The 23,504-nt window shown below is 61.3% G+C and carries 20 protein-coding genes; 14 read left to right on the forward strand and 6 right to left on the reverse strand.

The window, feature by feature from the left end; genetic code table 11:
- Positions 1-67 precede the first annotated feature (67 nt).
- From ABEH27_RS08900 to ABEH27_RS08910, 3 genes are all read right to left on the reverse strand, one after another.
- Positions 68-1,255 carry a hypothetical protein gene (locus ABEH27_RS08900; protein WP_346613220.1) on the reverse strand — a complete coding sequence of 396 codons (1,188 nt, stop codon included), beginning with the start codon at positions 1,253-1,255 and terminating at the stop codon, positions 68-70.
- 63 nt (positions 1,256-1,318) lie between these two features.
- Positions 1,319-1,786: a VOC family protein gene (locus ABEH27_RS08905; protein WP_346613221.1), complete on the reverse strand. Its 468-nt coding sequence runs from the start codon at positions 1,784-1,786 to the stop codon at positions 1,319-1,321.
- A 123-nt stretch (positions 1,787-1,909) separates the two neighbouring features.
- Entirely contained in the window at positions 1,910-3,529 is a 1,620-nt protein-coding gene (locus tag ABEH27_RS08910; RefSeq protein ID WP_346613222.1) for an NADP-dependent glyceraldehyde-3-phosphate dehydrogenase, read from the reverse strand.
- Between the two features lie 139 nt (positions 3,530-3,668).
- On the opposite strand from ABEH27_RS08910, the gene ABEH27_RS08915 reads away from it, so the two are divergent.
- The 8 genes from ABEH27_RS08915 (at position 3,669) to ABEH27_RS08950 (ending at position 12,811) form a co-directional block, all read left to right on the forward strand.
- Positions 3,669-5,282, forward strand: a complete 1,614-nt coding sequence (locus ABEH27_RS08915; protein ID WP_346613223.1) for an EAL domain-containing protein — start codon at positions 3,669-3,671, stop codon at positions 5,280-5,282.
- Between the two features lie 254 nt (positions 5,283-5,536).
- Positions 5,537-6,688 carry a hypothetical protein gene (locus tag ABEH27_RS08920; RefSeq protein ID WP_346613224.1) on the forward strand — a complete coding sequence of 384 codons (1,152 nt, stop codon included), beginning with the start codon at positions 5,537-5,539 and terminating at the stop codon, positions 6,686-6,688.
- A 75-nt stretch (positions 6,689-6,763) separates the two neighbouring features.
- A complete protein-coding gene (locus ABEH27_RS08925; protein ID WP_346613225.1) occupies positions 6,764-7,882 on the forward strand; it encodes a glycosyltransferase family 61 protein in 1,119 nt (372 codons plus the stop codon).
- A 340-nt stretch (positions 7,883-8,222) separates the two neighbouring features.
- On the forward strand, positions 8,223-8,399 hold the full coding sequence (locus ABEH27_RS08930; RefSeq protein WP_167060926.1) for a hypothetical protein: 177 nt from the start codon (positions 8,223-8,225) through the stop codon (positions 8,397-8,399).
- A 305-nt stretch (positions 8,400-8,704) separates the two neighbouring features.
- Entirely contained in the window at positions 8,705-9,262 is a 558-nt protein-coding gene (locus ABEH27_RS08935) for a polysaccharide biosynthesis/export family protein (RefSeq protein ID WP_346613226.1), read from the forward strand.
- 25 nt (positions 9,263-9,287) lie between these two features.
- Positions 9,288-10,403, forward strand: coding sequence for a hypothetical protein (locus ABEH27_RS08940; protein ID WP_346613227.1), 1,116 nt, complete (start codon positions 9,288-9,290; stop codon positions 10,401-10,403).
- A 20-nt stretch (positions 10,404-10,423) separates the two neighbouring features.
- Positions 10,424-11,992, forward strand: a complete 1,569-nt coding sequence (locus ABEH27_RS08945) for a Wzz/FepE/Etk N-terminal domain-containing protein (protein ID WP_346613228.1) — start codon at positions 10,424-10,426, stop codon at positions 11,990-11,992.
- Between the two features lie 12 nt (positions 11,993-12,004).
- Entirely contained in the window at positions 12,005-12,811 is an 807-nt protein-coding gene (locus ABEH27_RS08950; protein WP_346613229.1) for a CpsD/CapB family tyrosine-protein kinase, read from the forward strand.
- A 65-nt stretch (positions 12,812-12,876) separates the two neighbouring features.
- Here the strand turns inward: ABEH27_RS08950 and galE are convergent, their stop codons facing one another.
- The 3 genes from galE to ABEH27_RS08965 all read right to left on the reverse strand — a co-directional run bounded on the left by galE (position 12,877) and on the right by ABEH27_RS08965 (position 18,046).
- Positions 12,877-13,839, reverse strand: a complete 963-nt coding sequence (gene galE, locus ABEH27_RS08955; RefSeq protein ID WP_346613230.1) for a UDP-glucose 4-epimerase GalE — start codon at positions 13,837-13,839, stop codon at positions 12,877-12,879.
- A 75-nt stretch (positions 13,840-13,914) separates the two neighbouring features.
- Positions 13,915-16,515 (reverse strand): glycosyl hydrolase family 5, encoded by a 2,601-nt coding sequence (locus ABEH27_RS08960; RefSeq protein WP_346613231.1) that lies wholly within the window; start codon positions 16,513-16,515, stop codon positions 13,915-13,917.
- A gap of 4 nt (positions 16,516-16,519) precedes the next feature.
- A complete protein-coding gene (locus ABEH27_RS08965; protein ID WP_346613232.1) occupies positions 16,520-18,046 on the reverse strand; it encodes an O-antigen ligase family protein in 1,527 nt (508 codons plus the stop codon).
- Positions 18,047-18,140: 94 nt separating this feature from the next.
- On the opposite strand from ABEH27_RS08965, the gene ABEH27_RS08970 reads away from it, so the two are divergent.
- The 6 genes from ABEH27_RS08970 to ABEH27_RS08995 all read left to right on the forward strand — a co-directional run bounded on the left by ABEH27_RS08970 (position 18,141) and on the right by ABEH27_RS08995 (position 23,458).
- On the forward strand, positions 18,141-19,517 hold the full coding sequence (locus ABEH27_RS08970) for an oligosaccharide flippase family protein (RefSeq protein ID WP_346613233.1): 1,377 nt from the start codon (positions 18,141-18,143) through the stop codon (positions 19,515-19,517).
- A gap of 134 nt (positions 19,518-19,651) precedes the next feature.
- Positions 19,652-19,780, forward strand: a complete 129-nt coding sequence (locus tag ABEH27_RS08975; RefSeq protein WP_346613234.1) for a hypothetical protein — start codon at positions 19,652-19,654, stop codon at positions 19,778-19,780.
- Positions 19,777-21,243, forward strand: coding sequence for a GMC family oxidoreductase (locus tag ABEH27_RS08980; protein WP_346613235.1), 1,467 nt, complete (start codon positions 19,777-19,779; stop codon positions 21,241-21,243). Before ABEH27_RS08975 ends, ABEH27_RS08980 begins: the two co-directional genes overlap by 4 nt.
- A 115-nt stretch (positions 21,244-21,358) precedes the next feature.
- Positions 21,359-21,976, forward strand: a complete 618-nt coding sequence (locus ABEH27_RS08985) for an acyltransferase (protein ID WP_346613236.1) — start codon at positions 21,359-21,361, stop codon at positions 21,974-21,976.
- Entirely contained in the window at positions 21,969-22,925 is a 957-nt protein-coding gene (locus ABEH27_RS08990) for a glycosyltransferase family 2 protein (protein ID WP_346613237.1), read from the forward strand. The genes ABEH27_RS08985 and ABEH27_RS08990 overlap by 8 nt, the downstream gene beginning before the upstream one ends.
- Before the next feature lie 8 nt (positions 22,926-22,933).
- The gene (locus ABEH27_RS08995) at positions 22,934-23,458 is read left to right on the forward strand and encodes a serine acetyltransferase (protein WP_346613238.1); all 525 of its coding nucleotides are present in this window, start codon (positions 22,934-22,936) and stop codon (positions 23,456-23,458) included.
- Positions 23,459-23,504: the final 46 nt, after the last annotated feature.

Below are 23,504 nucleotides of genomic sequence, written 5' to 3' on the forward strand. Positions count from 1 at the left end.
ATCGGGGGCTGCTTTGCAGCCCTATCGCGACACAAGGCCGCTGCCACAGGGAGGCAGCGTATCTTGATCAGCGCTCGCGCATGAAGAACCCGGCCACAAACTTGCGGAAGGTCTCCAGGCTCTTGAAATCCGCATACCGCTTGAAGTTCTCGGCATCCGGCTCCGGCCCCACCGGCTGCTCGAGCAGCGACACCGACAGCACCCGGTCCTGATCCGAGGTCAGCACCAGCTCATCCATCACCTGGCCGCCAATCACCGGCCGGCGCATCTGCACCTTGACACCCTTGCTGGCCATCCAGTCGATCAACGACACCAGCGCTTTGAGCGGCTCACGTTCTTCGTCGCGGTATACCGGGAACAGGTGAGCGCGTGACAGCACCGGCACGCTGGCCACGTGGATCAGTTCGTAGAAGTGACTGCCCGCCGTGGTCGGCGAATACAGCGCCAGTGCCAGCAGCGGCCCGGACGTCCGGCTGCCGCCCCAATACAGATGATGCCCCTGGAAGTCGAAACCATCCTCGCTGCGATTGTTGAACACCTTGCGCCCCTTGATCTGGTCGATGCAATCGAGCATCAGGCCATGGCGGCGGTGGTTGCCGAACACCGTGGCCTCGCGCAGGCGGGCCTTGAGCATCAGCATGTGCTTCATGTCCAGCCGGGTTTCCAGGTAGTTGCTGGCGGGCACGCGCTCGAGCAGCGGGTAACGGCTGGCGACGCTGCGCAGTTCGGCAAACTGGCTGGTGAGGTCTTTTTTCAAGTGCGTGGCGTAGAGGTTCAAGCCACTGGTTTCGATCCAGGTCAACAGCAGCGACAGCAGACGCTGCTGCTCACGGCGCTCGCTGCCGTCAGGGGCGCCGCCAGCGCTGTCGCTGGCCTTGCGGAAATCACCCAGCAGGCGCAGCGCGGTGTCGGGGGGCAGCCAGGCGGCGGGCGGGGCGGGGTCTTGCTCGCGCTCGGCCGCCTCGCGCTCGTCCTTGGTGAACGGGCACCCCGGCGCATGCTCGGCGGTGCCGGGGTTGTTCTTGAGAAACAGGGTGCCGGTGCTGCCATTGAGGGTGACATTCAGTACCGGCAGGGCATCCTTGCGGCAATCGCAGGCCAGCCACTGGTTGGCGCTGCGCACCCTCATCAATAACTGGTTGGCCTGCAGCAGGCGGGGGCCAACGAGGGTGCCCGCGGCAAATGCCTGCAGCAGTTCCTCTTCGGCCGGGGTCAGGCTACGGACCTGCGCGGCGGTTTTGTCGATGATTCGCATGAAGCAGCTCCAAGCTACGAGCCACAAGCTTCAAGCAAAGTCGCGCCGCTTTCAACTTGCTCCTCAACTACCACCGAACATCTTGGCGGCGCGGGCACGGATTTCCTCTGGGCTGAGGTCCTCTTTGTGGGTGGAGACGAACCACATGTTGCCGAACGGGTCTTTCAGCGTGCCGCTGCGGTCGCCGTAGAACTGGTCTTTTACTTCATGCAATTGCGTGGCGCCGGCGGCGAGGGCCTGGGCGTAGACTTTGTCGCAGTCCTCGACGTACAGGTGCAGGCCGACCGCAACGCCATTGAGTGACTGGCTGGCGGTGAGGCCACCTTCCATGTCGCACGGGTCGGCGAGCATCAACGACGAATCGCCGATCTTCAGTTCGGCATGGCCGACACGGCCGTCAGGGCCTTCGAGGCGGAACATCTCGACTGCGCCAAAGGCTTGCTTGTAGAACTCGATGGCCCTCGCAGCATCCTTTATACCCAGGTAAGGGGTGATGCTGTGCTGGCCTTCGGGGATGGGTTTGGCTGCCATGTTCGAATCTCCTTTGCCGGGGATGCAAGAGGGGCGCGATAGGCGCCCCTGTTGCATAGAGTCGTTTAGCAAAGCGCAAGATCGACACGCACCCTAGATCAAATGTCTATAACCAAGGCGGCATCAGAAGATGTAATCGGTGGTCAGGAAACTCGATTGCCGGTTGCGGATGATTTCGCTGATCAGTTCCTTGTTGGCCTCCTGGAACCGGGTTGCGACCAGCGTGCGGATGGAGAACACGCGCAGGGCGTCATGCACCGACAGCGTGCCTTCGGCGCTGTTCTTGCGGCCGTTGAAAGGGTAGGTGTCCGGGCCGCGCTGGCACTGGGCGTTGAGGTTGATGCGGCCCACCTGGTTGGCGAAGATATCGACCAGGCTGCCGATGGTCTGCGGGTCGTTGCCGAACAGGCTCAGCTGCTGGCCGTAGTCGGAGTCCAGCACGTAGTCGATCACTGTCTGCAGGTCGCGGTAAGGCACCACCGGCACCAGCGGGCCGAACTGTTCCTCGTGGTACACGCGCATGTCGCTGCTGACCGGGTAGAGCAGGGCGGGGTAGAAGAACGAGCCGCGGCTGTGCCCACCACCTTCATTCAGCACTTGCGCGCCCTTGGCCGTGGCGTCGGCCACCAAGCCGTCGAGGTAGTCCACCTTGCCCGGTTCCGGCAGTGGGGTCAGGGCCACGTCTGGCTCCCACGGCATGCCCGGTTTCAGCGCGGCAAGCTTGCGCTTGAACTTGTCGAGGAACGCGTCGACCACATCCTCATGCACGAACAGGATTTTCAGCGCCGTGCAGCGTTGGCCGTTGAACGACAGCGCGCCGGTTACCGCTTCTTCAACGGCGTTATCCAGGTCGACCTGCGGCAGCACGATGCCCGGGTTCTTGGCGTCAAGCCCCAGTGCGGCGCGCAGACGGTGTGGGCGTGGGTGCAGTTTCTTCAGGTCGCTGGCGGCCTTGTGCGTACCGATGAAGGCAAACACATCCACCTTGCCGCTGGCCATCAAGGCGCTGACCGTCTCGCGGCCACGGCCATAAATGACGTTGATCACGCCAGCTGGGAAGCTGTCGCGGAAGGCTTCGAGCAGCGGGCGGATCAGCAGCACGCCGAACTTGGCCGGTTTGAACACCACGGTGTTGCCCATGATCAGGGCCGGGATCAGCGTGGTGAACGTTTCATTCAGGGGGTAGTTGTAAGGCCCCATGCACAGCGCCACGCCCAGTGGCGCGCGGCGGATCTGGCCGAGGGTGCCTTGCTCGAGCTCGAAGCGGCTGGAGCGGCGGTCAAGGTCCTTGAGGGCGTTGATGGTATCGACGATGTAGTCGCAGGTGCGGTCGAATTCCTTTTCGGAGTCCTTGAGGTTCTTGCCAATCTCCCACATCAGCAGCTTGACCACCGCCTGGCGCTGTTCGCGCATGCGTGACAGGAAGGTTTCGACATGCTGGATGCGCTCGGCAACGCGCATGTTCGGCCATACCCCGCGGCCCTTGTCGTAGGCCTGCACGGCGGCATCGAGTGCGGTCAGGGCGGTATCGGCGTCGAGCAGCGGGGCGCTGCCGAGGATGACCTGGCGCTCGCTGTCGCCCTCCTTGAGCCAGACCGGGCTGCGCACGGTAGCCAGTGGGCCGTCCCAGCGGCGCAACTCACCGTTCACCAGGTAGTCGCGTTGCTCGAGTGGCTCGCCCAGGCGCCAGGCCTCGGGGATGTTCTCGGCGGCAGGAAACAACGAATCGAGCAGACGGTCCATGGGTACTGCACCTCACATGTGTTGGCTAGGTGAAACGCTTCAGCTTCGAGCATGCACCGGCCTGAAGAAAAACACCAGTCTGGCTCAACATTGCCGAAGCTGCGCCGATACAGAAGCAATCGAGTGCGTCCGCAGGCTTATGATCCCGTCCAATTCCCCGTATTCCGATGAGCAGAAGCCGGCTGCCGGCACCCTGCGCAAGACCGTCAAGCGCTTGCTGCCGGTGGCTTTCGCCCTGGCCGGCATCGGCTTGTCGGTGGCGCTTGGGCACCTGGACGCACAGCGCCAGCAGGCGCCAGAGGGCGCAGGCGTGTTCGCTTCGCCGCTGTTCTGGCTGGGGCTTGTGTGCACCGGCCTGAGCGGCCTGTTGGTCGCCCAGATCAATCGCAAGCAGCGCCAGTTGGTGCAGCGCAACCGCGAGTTGCAGCGCTCCCAGGCACAGCTCGAGCGCCTGGCGCATTACGACACTATTACCGGGCTGCCCAACCGCGTGCTGTTCCAGCAACAGTTGGCCGACGCCACCCGCCAAGGCAACGGCCTGGCAGTGCTGATGCTGGACATCGACGGCTTCAAGCAGGTCAACGACAGCTTGGGCCATGCCATGGGCGACTTGCTGCTGCAGCAGGCCACCGCGCGCTTTCTGCAGGAGCTGGACACCACCGACCGGCTGTGCCGGCTGGGCGGTGACGAGTTCGTGTTCATGCTCCAGGGCACCCAGGGGCAGATCAACCATCAGGTCCGCCACCTGCTGCGTTGCCTGCAACGGCCCTTCGACCTCAACGGCAATGCCGCGCTGGTCACCGGCAGCATCGGCCTGGCCTGGTGCCCGCAGCATGGCGCCGACGTTGGCAGCCTGCTGCGCCACGCCGACACCGCGATGTACGTGGCCAAGGAGGGCGGGCGCAATACCTGGCGGCCGTATCACCGCGACATGACCGCGCGCCTGCAACAGCGCCTGGAGCTGGAGCGCAATTTGCGTCGGGCCCTGCAGAACAACGAGTTCGAGCTGTGGTACCAACCCAAGGTGGACCTGTTCAGTGGCCAACTGGAAGGGGTTGAAGCGTTGCTTCGCTGGCGTGACCCTGAGCATGGCCTGGTTTCACCTGGCGAATTCATCCCGCTGGCGGAGCGCACTGGCCTGATCATCCCGCTGGGTGAGCGGGTGCTGGAATTGGCCTGTGCGCAATTGGCGGCCTGGCGTGCCGACGATTGCCTGCCTGGCCCGCTGGCCATCAACGTTGCCGCCCTGCAGATCGAGCGCAGCGACTACGTGTCGAGCCTGGCGCTGGCGCTTGAACGGCATGCTCTGTCGCCCAATATGCTGGAAGTGGAAATCACCGAGAGCCTGTTGATGGAAAGCCAGCAGCAGGCCTGCGCCGCGTTGGCCCAGCTGCAGGCCATGGGGGTGGCCACGGCAGTCGACGACTTCGGCACGGGCTACTCGTCGCTGGCCTACCTGCGTGCCTTGCCGATCGACCACCTGAAGATCGACCGTGCGTTCATCAAAGACCTGCCCGGTGATGACGACGCCGTGGCCATCGCCCGGGCAATCATCGACCTGGGCCACGCCCTGGGCTATCGCATCACGGCTGAAGGGATCGAAACCCAGGAACAGTATGACTTCCTGCGCAATGCAGGTTGTGATCAGGGGCAGGGCTACCTGATGGGGCGGCCGATGCCTGCGCCTGACCTGGCGCTTTGGTTGGCCCGTCAGCCCGACCGGGCGAGGGGTAATGGCAACGCCGAGAGATAGTCACTTGTCGATAGGTGCCAGGTGCACCTTGCCGTGTTACTTATCCCTTATTTGACGCCATTAAATAGAGGCCGGTGATATCAATTGGCCGCTTGCCAAGACGCAGCCTTGCATCTTAAATTGTTACTGAATATTAAGGTGGTAGAGCGGCTAAGTTCCCATTTATATCAATGCGTTACGCGGGTTATCTGCACATTTCCGATACTCTTTTTCGATCACGCCCATGGGCAACATCTAAGGACGTCGAAGCAGACATGAAACAGCACCTGGCAGCGGTAGCCCGAAAATTCATCTCCCCCTCCATGCGCTACGAGCTCAGAAACGTTTCAAACGTGATACGCGACATGCTGGGGCGTGCGTGTTTCTGGCGCTGGGAAGTGGCCCGTTTCAGGCTGCAGCAGGAGAGCCCCTACGAAATCCTCTACATTGGCAGAAAGCAGCAGCGGGAAATGGCCAAGCTGCTGATTGGCGGCAAGGGCCAGCAGCAGGCCCAGGGGCCCGAAAGCAGCGCGGCAGCCACCACGGCGAACCGTGTGGTGGTGAGTGAACTGCCGACCCTCGGCGCGTTGTCCGTGCCGCACTACCTGAGTGCCGTCGTGCCACTTGGCCGCTCGCTGGACGACATTACCGCACGCTATGACAGCGAACTGCGCCGCAGCATCCGCAAGAACCGCCCGTTGTACGAGATGAGGCAAACCCTGGCGGATGACGACATCGCCATGGCCGACCGCGACCTGCTGCGCCCGTACGCCACCGCCAGGCAGGGCATCCATGCGGCGCAGTTCCCCACCGAAGAGGTATTCCGCCTGGCCAAGGGGGTAGGCCGGCTGGACTTGATTACCCTCAATGGCGAAGTGGTCGCCTGCCACCTGGGCTGCGAGATTACCCGCGCCGGCAAGCGTTACTGGAGCACGCTGCGTTTCGGTTACTGCGAAGCGGTGTTTTCCGACGCCAAGAAGCTGCGCGAAGTCAATTCCATCACCACCTTCATGGCGCTGGAGTGGGCCTTGGCCAACGGCTTCGACTACTACGACATCGGCCTGTGCCTGGCACGCCCCGATGACGGGCTGCTGAAATGGAAGCGCCGACGCGGGGGCGATGTCGATTCGCTTGGCAACCACGCCTACATGTTCATCCGCCTGCCCCGCACGGGCGTTGCGCAGTTTCTCTGGGACACGCCGCTGTTTGCGGTAGAAGGCAACAAGTTGACGCTGCACCTGGGGTTGCCCGACGGGTCCAGTGATGAAGAACTTGCCAGCCGTTATCACGAGATGGTGTTTGGTGGCCTGCACAAAATATACCTTTATGGTGCCAGAAGTTCGGGCGAGCAATTTCTGCAGAACTTGCGCGAGCGTTACGCGAGCGTAAAGTCGCCGCCGACGATGGAGCGGGTCTTGTCCAATTAAGTTGTACGCAGGTTCGGCATCGAACAGGGTGTCGTTTGCCACGTTATTGACGTTGTCATTGATAGGGGACGTTTGATGGGAAGCGATATCTCGAAGTTTAGCCAGGCGCTGACCGCCCGCGAAAACACCTGGACACTGGCGGCGTACAGGAACATGGCAAGAAAGCGGCTGATGCGCAAAGCTGATATCGATATAAAAAGCCTGGCGGTTAAAACCTGGGATATTGCACCGGGTGAAGTCACCCTTTCGCCTCCAGCCATTTACCTGCCCGGCCAGCTGGAACGTGTCACGGGCTGGGAGGCCAAGCGCTTTTACCCCTACATACACCCCGCCCGCACCATGGAGGGTGGCATCAGTGCGCAACAGGGGCCGACCCGTGGCTACTTGATCAAAGATGTATGGATGATTGACGGGGCGCTCTACAAAGGCAATGCCAGCCACTGGCTGTCGCTGAAGCCGGGCAACTTTCCCCGGGTAAAGGTCGAGTATGAGATCGAACGGGGGGCTGCTTTCTGCACGCAAAACGGCAATACATGGTTTGGCACCTGGTTGATGGAAGACTGCCCGACCTATGCCCTGGCCATCAACGAGGGCATCCCGATCACCACCGCGCCGTCGGCGCGCTACCCGATATTTGCCCAAGGGCCGGCTTATGAAGACTGGTTAGGTATGCAGCCGCTGCGAGTACGCAGTGCTTATTTCAAGGAACTGGTGCTATTTGATGACGTGAGCAACAACCGTAGCCGTCACCAGCGTTACCGCGCCATGGGTGACAAGTTGTTGTCGCATGTCGATCACAGCGCACACCCCGGCGTGTTCATCCTGCGCGGCAGTGAGGGTGACTTGCGTCTGATGCGCAACGAACTTGAAGTTGCCGAACACCTGCGCAGCCACCGCGGGTTCCGTGTCATCAACCCGCTGAAGTGTGATGTGCCGACCATCGTTGCAGCCTGCGCGGGCGCAAGGACGGTAATTGGCGTGGAAGGCAGCCAGCTGGTCCACGGTGTCAACGTGCTGCGCTCGGGGGGCGCTGTAGTGGCACTGCAGCCACCGAACCGCTTCGTCAGTTACTACAAATACCTGACGGACCGAGACCATCAGCATTTCGGCTTTGTCGTGGGAATGCCGGAGGGTGAAGGCTTTACGATCGATGTCGAAGAAGTCGAGCGTACCCTGGACTTGCTACCGTCATAAGCGTGACGGTAAGCGCAATGATTCTCAGGCATTCTCGTTGATGAAACACATTAACGTTGGCCGGGCTTCGGCCAGGCGGCAAAACTGCCCCAGTTGAGCCTGCATTCACTGCGACTGGTTTATCAGGATTATCAGCAACTTGGATTGGTATATCAAGGCGGGGTCGAGGCTGCAAATTCTGCATGTCGAGATATTGACGAAGCCAAGGCATATCGATTGAGATTTATTATGGTGTCGGATCGTTGACGTAATGGCATCGTGCCCATAAGCTCCAATCAACAGCGATTAAAACCCCTGCCAAAAAACCCTTGCCACACTTTCCTCTTCGTAGGAGGGGACCATGCGTTCGACACTCTTCATCAAATCGATTTTTCTGTTGGTATTATTGAGTGGTGCGGCGCGCGCAGCGGACTCTTATATGAGCCAGACCAATATTGTACCGCTGGCGACAGCCGGTTGGTTGTTTGCATTTGCGGTTATTGGTTTTGTCGCGGTGGCAAACAGGAAGAAAATCTAGTTTCAGGCAGTGCCGTTGCAAAGTTGTACATGTATTACCGCGCTGCCGGTGAATTGACGCTAAATAAGGGATATTTGCGTTGAGGGGGGATTCGCCGCTTGTCAATTTTCCAGCTATTGCTATATTCCAGTAGCTGACGCCCCAGGGGCTGATTGGCAGTGGCACAAAAGCAGCATCGCGGTACAAGGCCTCCAGGATGCTCGAGGCCATCGCAGTGGGTCACCCCTGCGAAGCGGAGCGAGAGGTTTAGTGTTGTTCTCATTCAGTGCTCTTGAACCTGGGCCGCAAGGCCGGAGGGATCCCTCATGGCGCGTTTGCTGATTTCCATCTTCTGCGTACTCGTAGCATGGTCCGGCGCCAGTGTCGCCGATCAAGGCAACTCGGCGTACCTGCTCAGCCCTGGCGACAGGGTGTTGATTTCGGTATGGCAGGAAGACACCCTCCGCCAGGAAACCGTTGTCCTTCCCGACGGCAGCATCACATTCCCCCTGGCTGGCCGAATCGATGTGGCCGGCCTCGATGTCACGGCGGTAGCCAGCAAGGTCACGGCCGGCCTCAAACCCTATCTTGCCGACCCTAACGTCAGCGTTGTCGTCACCGGCACTGCTGGCAATCAGGTGTATGTCCAGGGCAAAGTGGTCAAGCCAGGCCCAGTACCGATGACAGGCCCTACTGCGGTGCTGCAGGCGCTGAGCATGTCGGGTGGAATGGACAAATTCGCCGACGAAAGTGCCATCAAGGTAATCCGTGGCAACGGCCCTTCGCAAAGGGTAATGCCAGTGCGTTACAAGGATCTGGTCTCCGGGCGGGACATGTCCACCAACTTCCAACTTCAGGCTGGCGATACGCTGGTCGTACCTTGACCCTTCATATAAATAAGAATCTCCAGTGCCTATTTTTCGACCAACACGTATTGCGACGGCGATCATGATGATGCCGTTCGCAGGGGTGGCTCACGCCGCCATCTGGCAGTCTTCAGTCGTGGTACCCACGTCTGTCGAGTACGACAGCAACCCATTGCTCCTGACGTCCGAGGAGAAAGGTGTGACGCGTACCATCATTGCACCCGACTACACCCTCACAGGCCAGTTCGATCGTGACCAGCTGCGCTTCGGGTTGGGCGTGAACGTGCTGCGTTCATCCGACCGTTCGGTCGTGGATGACCGCGAAGACCCCAAACTGAGCCTGGGCTGGCAGCGCGAAACCGAGACCGGCGGCTTTGGCCTGCTGGCACGCTATGAAGAAAGCTCCACGCTGTCCGGGGCCGTGCAGGATACCGGTGTGGTCACCACCGACGGCACCCAGAAGATGACCACGCTGGAGGGTAACTGGACAAGTGCGGTGACCGAGCGCAGTACCCTGGCGAACGTGCTCACGTACTCGCATGCACGTTACGACATCAGTACGCTGACCGGCTACGACGAGTTGTTCAACAAATCGACCTGGACCTACGCCTGGAACGAGCGCACCGACATCATCACCGGTTTCAACGCCAGGCGTTATGAACCGCAGGATGACACCACTGCGGTGTCCTCCAACAGTTACAGCCCGAACATCGGCGTGCGTCACCGGTTCTCCGAGCGCTTCGAAGGCGAGATGCACGTTGGCGTCAACAAGACCACTGGCCCAGGGGGCGGGCGCCGCGGTGAAGGCGGCATGTCGCTGTTCTATCGCGGCGTACGCGCCGATGCCAGCTTGAGCGCCGAGCGCAGCACCGTCGCCAACGCCGAGGGCGGTTTTGCCGAACTCGACATGGTCCGCGGCAGCTGGAGCTACCTGGTCACCGAGGTGGACCGCGTGGGCGTCGATGCATCCTGGCAGGACAGCAAAGGCGTATCACCGAATACCTTGCAGACTTACGGCGTCTGGGCCAGCCGAGCGTTTTCGCCGGCCTGGGACCTGCGTTTCTCTCTGATGTACAAGCAGCGTAAGCAAGACGGCTTGCCCGATGCTGACGCGACCATTGCTGGGCTGACGCTGACGTATAGATATCCCGACATCTGACTCTCGCACGGGTGGCCACCATGAAATCCGAGTACGAGCTTTCCCTCAAAGATTACATCGCCATCATCAAGGACCGCGCCTTGTTGCTGGGGGTGAGCATCGTCGTCGTGGTTGCCGCAACCGTGGGGGTCGCCGTCACGGTGCCGCCGCTTTATCAATCGACCGGCACCATCCTGGTGGAGTCGCAGCAGATTTCCCCGGACCTGGTGTCGGCGAACAACAACAGCTTTGCCGATGAGCGCATCGAGGTCATCCGCCAGCGCGTGATGACCCGCGAGAACCTGCTGAAGATCATCGACAAGTACAACCTGTTTGCCGACAAGGGCCGGCAGTTCAGCGAAACCGACAAGATCGACCAGATGCGCAACGCGATCGTTGTGGCCACGCTGAGCACCTATGTCAAAGGCCGAGGCGAAGCCACGGTCGCATTCACGGTTTCGTATGAAGACAAGCGTGCCGACGTCGCCAAGGAAGTGGCCGACGAACTGGTAACGCTGTTCCTCAACGAAAACATGAAACAGCGCACCGAAAGGGCCACCGAAACCACCGAGTTCCTCACCCAGGAGGCGAACAAGCTCGGCGCGGAGCTTGCCGACCTCGAAAACAAGCTGGCGGACTTCAAGCAGGCCCACGCCAATGCCTTGCCCGAGAACCAGCAGTTGCGCATGAGCATGCTGTCACGCTCGGAGCTGGAGTTCCGTGAGGTTGACCGCGACTATAAATCGGCCCAGGAAGAACTGCGTTACCTCGAATTGGAACTGTCGGCCGCCAATGCGGGCGTGCCCAGCCAGGGTGCCGGCGGCAGGCCTGCACCAGCGGACCAGCCGCAAGACCTGGCCAGCCTCAAGGCCGAGTACGCCCGGCTGCTGACCAAATACACCTCGGCGCACCCTGATGTCGTCGCGGTCAAACGCAAGATCGACCTGCTGCAGGCGTCGGGCGGGAAGGGCATCGCTGCGGCAGCGGCCATGAACCTCGATGCCGCGAGGGTGCGTACCAAGATGGCTGCGGCGCAGTCGCGCATCAGCTCGCTGGCCGAACAGAAACGCCAGCTTACCGCCAAGATGGAAGGCTACGAGGCCGATATCCTTGAAGCCCCGCAAGTCGAGCGTGGGCTGGTGACCTTGATGCGTGACCACGACAACGCACGCAAGAAGTACGAAGAAATCCGCAACAAGGAAATGGGCGCGAAGATCACCGAAAGCCTCGAGCAGGAAAACAAGGCCGAGCGCTTCGTGCTGCTGGAACCCCCTTTGATGCCGGAAAAACCGGTCAAGCCCAACCGCAAGAAAATCGTCGCCCTGGGCCTGGTGCTGGCACCGGCCATTGGCGGTGGCTTGGTGATGTTGCTGGAAATGCTCAACCAGCGGGTACGCGGTGTGGGTGCGCTGGAAAGTGTGCTGGGCAAGCGTGTGCTGGTGGCTGTCCCATACATTCCCACGCAGGCAGATGCAGCCAGGCGCCGCAAGTGGCGGTTCTGGTTGCTGATCGCGGGGTTGGTACTGGTTGCTATGCTGATGGTGGTCGTCCATGTGTTCTATATGCCCTTGGACCTCCTGCTGTTTAAAGCTATGGCTCGGTTTGAATAGGGAAGCGCAGCGATGGACAGAATTACGCCGGCTATCGGAAAGAACATTCATCAGGTTTCTCCCAGCCCTGCAGAAACGCCCAAGGCGCCGCTGTTGGCGGACAAGCCCGAGGCCCTGGGCCAGTTCGATTATGTGCAGACCAAGGTGGTGCCGCTGAATGCGGAGCACCTGGAGCGCAACCGCATCGTCTCGTACAACAAGAACTCGAACATGAGCGGCGCCATCGACCTGCTGCGCACGCAAGTGCTGCAGGCCATGGAAGAGAACGGCTGGCGTACCTTGGCGATCACCTCGCCAACGCCTGAGGCGGGCAAGACGGTGCTGGCGGTCAACCTGGCCATGAGCATCGCCCACCACACCACCAAGACCGCCTTGCTGGTCGACTTCGACCTGCGCCGCCCACGGGTTGGCAGCAGCCTCGGCTTGCCGATGGACAAAGCGCTCAACGAACTGCTCAAGGGCGAGGCATGGCTTGAGGAGGTGATGGTCAACCCGACCTTGCCGCGTTTTGTCGTGTTGCCAACGCGCGAGCCGATCCCGATGTCCACCGAGATGCTCTCGTCGCCCAAGGTGAACAGCCTGATCAACGACCTGCGCGATCGCTACGACTCGCGCATCTGCATTTTCGACCTGCCGCCGCTGTTGAGCTCCGACGATGCGCTCACCGTGTTGCCGAAGTTCGACTGCGTGTTGCTGGTGGTGGCCAACGGGATGAACAGCAAGAAGGACATCGAGGATTGCCTGCACCACCTGGCGACGGCGAACCTCATCGGGGCGGTGTTGAACAAGGCGGATGAGAAGCCGCGGGCTTACTACTAGATACAGGTTCGCTGCAAACGGGAGCAGGCTGGGCAAGCCTGCTCTTTTCTGTTCTGTATCTCAGTTCATCGCCACGGGTACTGCAGCTCCCACTCCCAAGCATGGCGCACAATCTGCTCCAGTGAATCAAACCGTGGCTGCCAGCCCAGCACCAGCCTGGCCCTGGTAGCATCTGCCACCAGCCTGGCCGGGTCGCCATCGCGACGTGCGGCCTCGACCACATTGATCTGCCGCCCCGTTACATCGCGGGCTGTATCGATCACTTGCTGCACCGAAAACCCCAAGCCATTGCCCAGGTTGAACGCCGTGGTAGTGCCACCTTTCGACAAATACTCCACTGCCAGTTCATGGGCCGACGCCAGGTCGGCTACATGCACGTAATCGCGGATACAGCTGCCGTCCGGCGTGTCGTAATCGTGGCCGAACACGGTAATCGCCTCGCGCCGCCCCGCGGCGGCCTGCAGGATCAACGGGATCAGGTGCGTCTCCGGCTCGTGGCATTCACCTAGCAGCCCTTCCGGGTCGGCGCCCGCTGCGTTGAAGTAGCGCAGGCACACCGACTTCAGCCCATACGCCCGGTCGAAGTCCTGGAGGATCTGTTCCACCATCCACTTGCTGCGGCCGTAGGGGTTGATGGGCGCCTTGGGGTGCTGCTCATCGATGGGCACGTACTGCGGGTCGCCATAGACGGCGGCGGTGGAGGAGAAGATCAGGTATCTGATACCTGCCCGCACCATGGCGTTGAGCAGGGTAAGGGTGGCAGCGACGTTGTTCTGGTAATACTTGCCAGGGTCGCTGACCGATTCCCCTACCTGAATGAAAGACGCGAAATGAAAGACGGCATCGAAGTGGCAATCGCCAAACAAGGTGTCCAGCGCATGTGCGTTGGCGATGTCCAGCTCGACCCATTCGATGCCCGGGTCGGCGGCCGCGGTGTCCGCCACCACGACTTCATGCCCGGCGCGCAGCAGGTGCTTGACCATGTGCGAACCGATATAACCTGAACCCCCGACCACCAAGTACTTCATCCAATCCTCCTGGAACAGACGCAGCGTCGAATGCCTGGAATTCAGGTCTGAATTGACTCTAGATGGCGAAATGCCCTATTTCAAGAAAAGCCAGTTGGTCATGTTCTGGCCATCGAACGTGATCAGGTAACGCCCATCCTGATAGTTCGCCGCCAGCGTCTTTTCCTGGCCGTCGGCAGTGCGGCTGTAAAGTTTCAGGCCCGCGGGTGCCTTGATGCTCAAACCACCTTCAAGCGGTTCGACGTGGAACGGCGTCATGTCGTCGGGCCGGGGGACAGCACGGCTGCCGAGCGAAATCAGCAGGTTCCGCGACTGACCGAGCGGCTTGGCATCCAGGCTTTGCACTGCCACGCTGGCATAAGCGGTTTTCAGCTGCAGCGTGACGTCGCCAAGGCTCATCGACTGGCCGCCCAGCCAGCCAGTGGCGGCCTGGGTGAGGGGGGTGTCGATGGTGTAGACGCCCTGTTGCCAGTTACGCCGCAGCTCACCGGTATCGGTGACCGCTTCGCTGGCGTTGGCATCCAGCAGGGACTGGTCTGGATCGTGCAGCACCTGGGCATCGGCCGGGATGGCGTTGGCCTGCAACCAGGGCAACTGTGCGGTCTGCGGCATGGCGATCTGCAGCCGGCCTTTTTCCATGGCGGTACGCAGCAGCACCGAGGTGTTGGGGGTTATGAGCGTGTTGTAGAGGGTGTCGGGGGTAGGCGCGAACACATAACGGGTTTTGGCCAGCTGCACGTCTTCGCGGCGGTAGAGCAGGGCGGCGGCGGGCATCGTGGCCATCAGCCCGGGGTCGTTGTAGGCGTTCCAGTTGTCGGCCCGGCGCCACTGGGCCAGAAAACCCTGCTGGCTGTAGGCATATTGCATGATCGCGTCCCAGCCCTGATGGCTGGCGGTGGCCGCGACGTACAACGGCAGCGAGTGGCGATCAGGCAGCGGGAAGGGTTCGGCGTTCCACTCAGTCACGGTCATCGGCAGCCCGACCACTTGAGCGGCACCCAGCCAGTTGATCAGGCCGTCGCTGGTCAGCGGGTTCTTCTCCAGCTGGCCGATGCCGCCATAGCTGTGGGCGTCGATCACATCACCGGTGGTCAGCGAAGGCAGCGACGACAGCCCGTTGCCGCCCCAGGTGCTGGTGGTGGCGATGGGTACCTTGACGCCGAGGCTGCGCAGGTCCTTGATCATGTCATCGAAAACGCGGTGCTCCAGGTCATTGAGGAACAGTTTCGACGGGCCCTGTTCCCAGGCGCGCCAGGTCTTGTCTGCGGGCAGGTTCTGGCGGGCGGCGAAGGCCTTGGCTTCGTCCATGTACAACTTGCTGTGTTTGGGCACGCCCTTGTCTGGCAGCAGGGCGTTGCCGAAGTGGTGGGTGATGTCGTTTTCGTTGGTGATCAGGATGGCGGCGATGGCCGGGTCGTCCTTGTAGGCCAGCCCGGTGTAGCTGTTCACGTGGGTCATGTACTGCTGGGCAAAGCGCTTCATGGCCTGTTGCAGGGTGACGTTGACGTAGGCATAGCCTTTCAGGCCGGCAACCTCGTGTTCCTTGGGCAATTCGTCGAATGCATAGATGTTGTCGTTGGCCGTCAGTACCCGCGACACGTTCATGTCGAGCCACACATAAATGCCTTCGTCCTTGAGGCACTTGATCCACCAGTCGATCTTCTTCAGCGCATCGGTATCGAGTTGCCCGGTGTCCTTCAGGCGCTGCAGGTCGCCGAAGACATTCGGGCTGACCCAGGGCGAGTCATGGTGGTGCAGCCTGACCAGGTTGAAGCCCAGTGCCGACAACCGCTTGGCCTGGGCCTTGATCTCTTCGTCGGGGGTCTTGAACAGCGCGTAAGCCGACAGGTTGGTGCCCCAGAAGCGCGCCGGGGTGTTGTCGGCAAATACCAGCTGTTCACCGGCCGCCTTGACGAAACCGCGCTTGCCCGCAGGCTTTTCGGGGGCATTGAGGAACGACAGGTCCACCGGCGACGTGCGCCAGTCGAGCTGGTCATCAGGCCATTGCGTGGGGTCGGCCAGGCCGAAGCGTTCGCTCGGGGTCGGGCCGATGGTGACGTCGCCGGTCACGTTCAGCACCGCCTTGATCTGCTGGCGACCGGGGCGGATCGGGTCGGTATAGAAGAAGGTACGGATCTGGCGGGTGTCGCCCCGTTCGAAATACACCTTGGCCAATGGCGGGTCGAAGCGCATTTCCACGCGCGGGCCTTGTGCGTCCTTGCCCCACGACCAGCCGCGATTGCCCGGCAGCAGCACCGGGTCGCCCATCTCGCCGGCGATCAGCGCAGGGTCGAAGTCCCAGACGATGCCGCCACCCATGACATCGGCCTGCTTGCTGTGGGCTTGCAGGTCAAAGCTCCAGGTCAAGGTTTGCGCTTCATCCTTGCGGATGTCGGCCTTGAGGTCGAAATCCAGGTCCTTGTTGTTGCCCGCCAGGGTGTAGTGGTAAGGCCCTTCGACCTTGAACGTCGGGTAAAACCCTGTCCAGCTCCAGTTCGCCCCCCAGAAGTTGAAACTCGACGCCATCGCTGCGCCGCCGCCGCGTGTCAGGCCTGGCAGGCCATTCTGTTCGTTGATGCTGACCACCCATTGCGATCCCCAGCCGGCCAGCGGCAGCAGCAACAGGCCAGCGAGTGCCGTTGCCCGGGTAAAAGGGCAAAGGAGTGTGCGGATCATCGCGTTACCTCGGTTGCAGGCTGACGTTGGCGGGCTGGGTGGCATCGGCCTGGCCGAGCCTGCGCACCATCTGGATGTAGGCAATGCCGAGGCCGCCGACAGACCAGTAGATCACCGGGATCACCGTGATGCTGCTGACCGTGAAGATGGTCACCAGAATGCCCAGCAAGGTCGCCAGCAGTACCCGGCCCAGTTCGCGGTACGGGTCATCCCGGTCGGTAAAGGTGCGCAGGGTCTTTCTGATGCCCAACACGACGCAGGCGAAAAAGCCTACGAACAATGCCAGGCCGACCAGGCCGATGCGCAGGGCCAGGTTGATGTAGGTGTTGACGATGTCGATGATGCCTTCGCCCTGGATCATCGACTGCATTTCCGGGGTGTTGCGGAAGTCGAACGAGCCGAACAGCGGGTAACGCTGAATGACGATCCACGAGTTGTCGAGCAGGCGCTCGCGGTAGGTGATGTTCTCGTGGTCCACATTGCCGATGAAAGGCAGCAGGTCGAGCACTTTTTCGCCGCCAGGCATGATGCTCAGCAGCGGGATGCTCAGCAGCCCGGCAAGGCCCAGCAAGGCCAGCCGGCTTAGCGCACGGCGGCCCATGGCGATGTACACGACGATCAGCACCACCGCGCCCACCCAGGGGCCGCGGGACAGCGGTGCGAACAGCCCGGCGGCCAGCAGCAGGGCGCCCAGGTAGCGCTGCATGCGGTTGCGCACGAAGCCCTGGACGAACAGGAACAGGCCGATCGCCACGGTGATGACGTAACCCAGGGCGATGGCCTGGCCGGTGGTGACACTGGCGCGTAACGCACCGCCGCGGCTCAGGTAGCCTTTCATGCTCCACTGCACGCCCAGGGCATCGAGCAGGGCGTTGTACAGCAGCCAGTGGCGCACATACTCGGCCACCGCCAGCAGCGACAGCACGAACGCGGCAATGACGAAGGCCAGCATCACATCCTTGAATTCGCTGATATCCCGCACCCCGCGGCTGGCGACGTAATAGGGCAGGAACACGTCGATATACAGGTACACGCCCTGGCGCAGGGTGTCGGTGACGGTCGTTTCGCGCAGGTACAGCAAGGCCATCAGCAGCAGGCTGGCGGCCAGCAGCTTGTCGGCCCACAGCCGGCCGAAGCGCAGGGTATCGCCTTGCTTGCTCAGCACCAGTGCGGCGGGTAGCAGTACGCACAGGGCCAGAATGCGCTGATGGTTGAGTTCGATGAGGTAGTTGACCACGCCAAACCCCGGCACCTCGATCGACGCCGGCGGGATGACGAACAGCAGCATGAAGAACAGCGCCATGGGGTTGCGCTCGCGGCGCCTGGCCGTTAGCAGGATGACCGCGGCCACGGCCGTGTAGATCCAGTAGCTGTGGGCAAAGAACGCCACCAGCGTGAGGGCGAACCACAGGTTGCGGCGGCGCTTGAAATCACCCTCGGGTATCAGGTCGGTTGCCGGGTTGCGGGCGAGGAAAAACACCACACCCGCGACGAACAGAATGACGACCAACGCACGAATATGTTCTGGCATCTGAAGGGTCACCTGTCCCTGGGTGGGTGGGCACTAGCATCATGGCTAATTGAAACTATAGTGACTTCTAGCCAATCAGTCAGAGATTGAAGTCATGCCGTCGATTGATGTGCAAGCCTCATCCAGTCTGCGCAAGCGCGCCTTGGGCGCCGGGGCATGGAACCTGGTGTCGCTGGTCGCCTCACAGGTACTGCGCCTGGGCGGCAACCTGATCATGGCCCGGCTGCTGCTGCCGGAAATGTTCGGGGTGATGGTCATTGCTACCACCGTTTCGGTACTGCTTCACCTGCTGTCGGATGTCGGCCTGCGCCAGAACATCATCCAGAGCCACCGCGGCGACGACCCGCTATTCCTCAATACCGCCTGGACCGTGCAGATCGTGCGCGGTTTCATGCTGTTTGCGCTGACGCTGCTGCTGGCCCTCGGTGCCTGGGCCGCGCAAGTGGCCGACCTGTGGCCGGCGCACTCCACCTATGCGGCGCCCGAGTTGCCCCTGGTGCTGGCAATCACCGGCCTGTCGGCGATCATCTGGGGGTTCCAGTCGACCAAGATAGACGTGGCCGTGCGAACTTTCCAACAGAAGCGCGTGGTACTGGTCGACATCGCGTCGCAGGTCGTCGGTTTGATCACGATGCTGGCCATCGGGTATTTCACCCGGTCGATCTGGTCGCTGGTGATCGCCGGCCTGACGTCCGCCCTGGCCGGTACGCTGCTCGGCCACCTGGCCCTGCAAGGGCCGCATAACCGTCTGCAGTGGGACCGCGAGGCGTTGAACGAACTGATCGTGTTTGGCCGCTGGATACTGCTGTCATCGATGGTCGGTGTGCTGGCGATGTATGGTGACCGCATCTGGTTCGGCGGCACCATGACGGTGGCGCAGCTGGGGGTCTATTCGATTGCGGTGCTGATACTCGGGTCACTGCAGACCGGCCTGATGAAGCTGTTCGGTACGGTGGCGCTGCCGGCGTTCAGCGAGGCAGCCCGGTCGGGGGACAAGGCTCGCCTGAAGAAGCTGTACTTCCACTTCAGGCTGATCGTGGACCTGGTCATGCTGTTCTTGTGTGGCGGCTTTCTGACCGGCAGCCCGTTGCTGATCGGCTGGTTGTACGACGCGCGCTATGCCGACGCCGGCCCCATGCTGGCCATTCTGTCGCTGTCGTTTTTCACCCTGCGCTACACCTTGGCCCATCAGCTGTGGATCGCCCTGGGCCACACCAAGTACCAGGCGATGGACAACATCATCCGGCTCGTGTCGCTGTGGACCCTGCTACCGTTGCTGCTGGCCTTGGGCGGTGTGAAATGGGCGATCTGGGGCGCAGCACTGCATACCTTCCCAACCCTGATCCTGATTTTCTACGTCAACTGCAAGCTAGACATTTTCAGTGTGAAGCGCGAACTTGTGGTGCTGCCGATGATTGTGGTCGGCGCGCTTTGTGGCTTTTTGCTCACACGCCTTTTCGACTGGCTGTGAAGCCCTGCTGGCACGTGCTACCTAACAATAACGAGCTCAATAAAATCAATGACATAGGTCTTGTGATCATGGGGAAGCTGCAGTTTCTTACTCGGCAGTTGGGGCGCAGGGGCTTTCTTCGTAATTGTGTCTTGTTGAGCGCCGGAGCTGCCGTGTTCGGCGTGGGCGCCAGCGTGCCGCGCAAACCTGCGGTAAAGGGCGAGTTTGTCGTGATCAACGGCTGGGTGTTGCCTTCCGAGTACTTCAAGGACGGGCGAGCATGATCAAGGACTATGAGGCTGAGAAAACCCTGCGCAAGGCTTACGACGTCTGCATCATCGGCGCCGGGCCGGCCGGCATCACTCTGGCCTTGCGCCTGGCCGAGGCGGGGTGGCGCGTGGTGCTGCTGGAGGGCGGTGGCCATGAGTATTCACCGCGTTCCCAGGCATTCTACAGGTGCACCTCCACCGGGCTTGAACTGTACGCTGAGGAAACGCGCCTGCGTTACCTGGGCGGCACCTCCAATCACTGGGCAGGCCGTTGCCGCCCCTTCACGGCGTCCGACTTCGCCAATGCACCGCCAGTCGATCTGCCTGGCTGGCCCATTCCCTATGGGGAGATAGAGCGTTACCTGCCCGCAGCCATGGATATCGTGGACCTGCCGCAGGGCGCCGAATTTCGAACGGTCAACGCTGGCCTGGGCGGCGATGAATTCGACGCCGACCGCTTTCTGCTCAGCCCGCCAACGCGGTTTGCGCAAAAATATGCCAAGGCGCTCGACGAAACGGCAGGGCTGGACGTGTTCATCAACTGTAATTGCGTCGACCTGGATTTCGACGAGGCTGCCGGGCAGTTGAAAGCGGCAGTGGTCTGCGATTACGCGGGTAATCGTCAACGGGTCGTGGCGAGCACATTCATTCTCGCCACCGGCGCCATCGAGAATGCCAGGCAGTTGCTCAACAGTACGACGCTGGTGGGCGCAGGCGTGATCAAGAAGGATGGCCTGACCGGCTGTTGCCTGATGGAACACCTGAACGTCGATATGGGCACGTTCATCCTCAAAGACGGGCAAGGTACCGAGCCACGTCAGTACTACACCACCGATACGTTTGTTTCCGAGTACCGCGCCGGCAAAGGCAATGTCTCGACCACCGTGCTTACCGATGTGCAGACCTATGGCAGAACCGCCGAGGTGAAGCACTTTCTGGAGAACCTCGCCTGTGAGATGGGCCTGGCCAGCAAGATCGACTTCGTGGCCAAGTTCAGTTGCCCGGGCGATGGCGTCATCAGCACGATGATCGAACAGTTTCCCAATGCCCACAGCCGTATTTCGCTGCTCGACGAAAAGGATGAACTGGGTGTCTCCAAGGTCAACGTCAATTGGGCGCTCAGTGCCACCGACAGGCATACCATCAAGTGCATTGGCAGTGAACTGGCCAAGCAGTTCGCCGAGATGGGGCTTGGCTTCGTCAAGCTGAACGACTACGTCTACGACACCGAGCTTGCCTTGAAGGTGCAGCCGCATGCCCACCACATGGGCACCACGCGCATGGCAGCGTCGCCTGAGTTCGGCGTGGTCGATACCGACTGCAAGGTGTTCGGCACAGACAATCTCTACGTGGCCGGCAGCAGCATTTTTGCCACGGGCGGCGCTTCGAACCCGACGATGCCGCTGTTGCAGTTCGCGCTCCGCCTGGCCGACCACCTTGATGCACGGTTGAAGGCGGCCAGGGGCGCGCGGGTTTGATGAAGGCTTGAAGCACAGGGTAAAGGGTTGAGAGCGTTGCGGTCAGCACAAAGAAGAACGAGACCGGTTCGCCTCAGGGACAGTCCAGGAGCGCTTGACTTGCGAGGCTAGCAGTATGAAAGGATGGATACGGAATGCCATGACGCAGTACTTTTACTCGACAGGGCGGGGACGCTCGGCATACAAGAAATTCTGCAACCCGACACCCCTGGAGTGGGGCACCTACCTGGCGCGGTGGGGGAGTTTTCACTCCGTGGGCAGCAACGTGTATATCAACTGCGGCTGTAACGTGACCGACCCGACACTGGTACGCATTGGCAGCAATGTGGGCCTGTCGGACTGCACATTGATCGGCCACGATGGGGTGGTTGCGCTGATCGAGATCTGTTACGGCAAGCATCTGGATTCGGTCGGCTACATTGATATCAGGGACAACAGCTTTGTCGGCCACGGCGCCATCGTCATGCCAAGGGTCACCATCGGGCCGGATTCGGTTGTCGCTGCCGGTGCCGTGGTCACCAAGGATGTGCCGCCCGGCACGGTCGTCGGCGGCAATCCGGCCAAATTCATCTGCACCACCGAAGAGCTGATCAAACGGGTCGAGGCGCGCTGCAATGCCTATCCTTGGATCGACATGGTGAAGAACCGCAAGGGCGCTTACGACCCCACGGTGGAGCCTGCGCTGGCGCGGCAACGCAGCGAGTATTTTTTCGGAGACGGTAGCAATGGATAGAAAACCCGTCGATGTGATGGTCGTCAACTTCAATACCGCATCGTTGCTGCAGCCGATGTTCGATGCCTTGCGCCAGGCCGGCAGTGAGCGGCTGGCCAAGTACCTGGTAGTGGACAACGCCTCCGTCGACGATTCGGTGCAGCGCATGGCCCAGGTCTGCCCCGAGGCGGTTTTGCTCAGCAACAAGCTGAACGTGGGGTTTGGCCGTGCCAACAATCAGCTGCTGGCCCACCTGCAAGGCAAATACGCGCTGCTGCTCAATACCGATGCGTTCGTTGCCGACGACAGCCTGCAGAAAACCATCGACTACATGGATGCCCACCCGGAGTGCGGTGTGCTGGGCGTGCGGCTGGTGGGGCGCGACGGCGACCTGCAGCCCAGTTGCCGGTACTTCCCTACGCCGTTGAACGTGTTTGTGGCACGCACCGGTCTCGGGCGCTTTTTCCCCGGCTTGAAAATGGTCGACGAGATGAACTGGGACCACGGCTCGGTGCGCGAATGCGACTGGCTGCCTGGTTGCTTTTATCTGGTGCGCCGTGAGGTGCTCGACCAAGTGGGGTTGTTCGACCCACGGTACTTCCTTTATTACGAGGAGGTGGACCATTGCAAGCGGGTCAAGGAGGCCGGCTGGAAGGTGGTGTTCTACCCGCACACCACGGTCGTGCACATCGGCGGTGAGAGCTCCAAGTCGGTCGCCGAGCTCGAGGCGGCGAGCCGGCAGATCTCCAGCTACCAGATCGAAAGCGAGCTGCTGTATTTTCGCAAGCATCACGGTGTCGCCGGGTTGGCCCTGCACATGCTGCTGGTGAGCCTGGGTGACCTGGTGCTGGCACTCAAGGCGCTGCTCAAGGGACGCGGCTGGGGCGCAATCAAGGCCTGCTGGCGGCATACCCAGGCGACCTGGTCGCTGCTGCTCAAGACCCGGTTCGCGAGCCAACCCACACGGTAGGTGAAGCCATGTTCGATAACATTCGCGCGGACTTGCGCGCACACGGTGGCGATTGGGGCGCCCAGGGGTTCTGGGTGCTGGTGGTGTACCGCTTTGGCCGCTGGCGTTATGGCGTGCGGCCGGCGCTTTTGCGCAAGCTACTGTCGTTTGTCTACAAGGTGCTGTTCAAGTTCGTGCAGATCATCACCGGGGTCGAGCTGCCATGCGAGGTGGTGATTGGCCGCAACTTCGTCATTGACCATTTCGGCGGGATTGTCATCAGCGGCTATGCTCGATTTGGCGACGACTGCCGGATTCGCAATGGCGTGGTGGTCGGCCTGAAGAACGTCAACGAACCGATAGCACCGGTGTTTGGCAATAACGTCGACATCGGCGCCGGGGCCAAGGTGCTTGGCAACATCCGCATTGGCAACAATGTGGCGATCGGCTCGAACGCCGTGGTGTTGATCGATGTGCCCGACAACTCGCTGGCGGTAGGCGTGCCCGCGACCATCAAGGCCAGAAAGCACAGCGAAGCCATGGAGTGCTCATGATTCAGGCTCTGTACGTAATGGCTTGAGACGCAGGGCAGGCGAGGCT

This window comes from Pseudomonas sp. P39-UII1, assembly GCF_039672635.1.
Lineage (GTDB): Bacteria > Pseudomonadota > Gammaproteobacteria > Pseudomonadales > Pseudomonadaceae > Aquipseudomonas.

Bases quoted from the DNA above. Each gene is read 5' to 3' on its own strand.
- ABEH27_RS08995 (WP_346613238.1), top strand. From the start codon at position 22,934: ATGTTCGATAACATTCGCGCGGACTTGCGCGCACACGGTGGCGATTGG.
- ABEH27_RS08915 (WP_346613223.1), top strand. From the start codon at position 3,669: ATGATCCCGTCCAATTCCCCGTATTCCGATGAGCAGAAGCCGGCTGCC.
- ABEH27_RS08965 (WP_346613232.1), bottom strand. From the start codon at position 18,046: ATGCCAGAACATATTCGTGCGTTGGTCGTCATTCTGTTCGTCGCGGGT.
- ABEH27_RS08950 (WP_346613229.1), top strand. From the start codon at position 12,005: ATGGACAGAATTACGCCGGCTATCGGAAAGAACATTCATCAGGTTTCT.
- ABEH27_RS08960 (WP_346613231.1), bottom strand. From the start codon at position 16,515: ATGATCCGCACACTCCTTTGCCCTTTTACCCGGGCAACGGCACTCGCT.
- ABEH27_RS08900 (WP_346613220.1), bottom strand. From the start codon at position 1,255: ATGCGAATCATCGACAAAACCGCCGCGCAGGTCCGTAGCCTGACCCCG.
- ABEH27_RS08935 (WP_346613226.1), top strand. From the start codon at position 8,705: ATGGCGCGTTTGCTGATTTCCATCTTCTGCGTACTCGTAGCATGGTCC.
- ABEH27_RS08985 (WP_346613236.1), top strand. From the start codon at position 21,359: ATGAAAGGATGGATACGGAATGCCATGACGCAGTACTTTTACTCGACA.
- ABEH27_RS08925 (WP_346613225.1), top strand. From the start codon at position 6,764: ATGGGAAGCGATATCTCGAAGTTTAGCCAGGCGCTGACCGCCCGCGAA.
- ABEH27_RS08945 (WP_346613228.1), top strand. From the start codon at position 10,424: ATGAAATCCGAGTACGAGCTTTCCCTCAAAGATTACATCGCCATCATC.
- ABEH27_RS08990 (WP_346613237.1), top strand. From the start codon at position 21,969: ATGGATAGAAAACCCGTCGATGTGATGGTCGTCAACTTCAATACCGCA.
- ABEH27_RS08930 (WP_167060926.1), top strand. From the start codon at position 8,223: ATGCGTTCGACACTCTTCATCAAATCGATTTTTCTGTTGGTATTATTG.
- ABEH27_RS08910 (WP_346613222.1), bottom strand. From the start codon at position 3,529: ATGGACCGTCTGCTCGATTCGTTGTTTCCTGCCGCCGAGAACATCCCC.
- ABEH27_RS08920 (WP_346613224.1), top strand. From the start codon at position 5,537: ATGAAACAGCACCTGGCAGCGGTAGCCCGAAAATTCATCTCCCCCTCC.
- ABEH27_RS08970 (WP_346613233.1), top strand. From the start codon at position 18,141: ATGCCGTCGATTGATGTGCAAGCCTCATCCAGTCTGCGCAAGCGCGCC.
- galE (WP_346613230.1), bottom strand. From the start codon at position 13,839: ATGAAGTACTTGGTGGTCGGGGGTTCAGGTTATATCGGTTCGCACATG.
- ABEH27_RS08905 (WP_346613221.1), bottom strand. From the start codon at position 1,786: ATGGCAGCCAAACCCATCCCCGAAGGCCAGCACAGCATCACCCCTTAC.
- ABEH27_RS08980 (WP_346613235.1), top strand. From the start codon at position 19,777: ATGATCAAGGACTATGAGGCTGAGAAAACCCTGCGCAAGGCTTACGAC.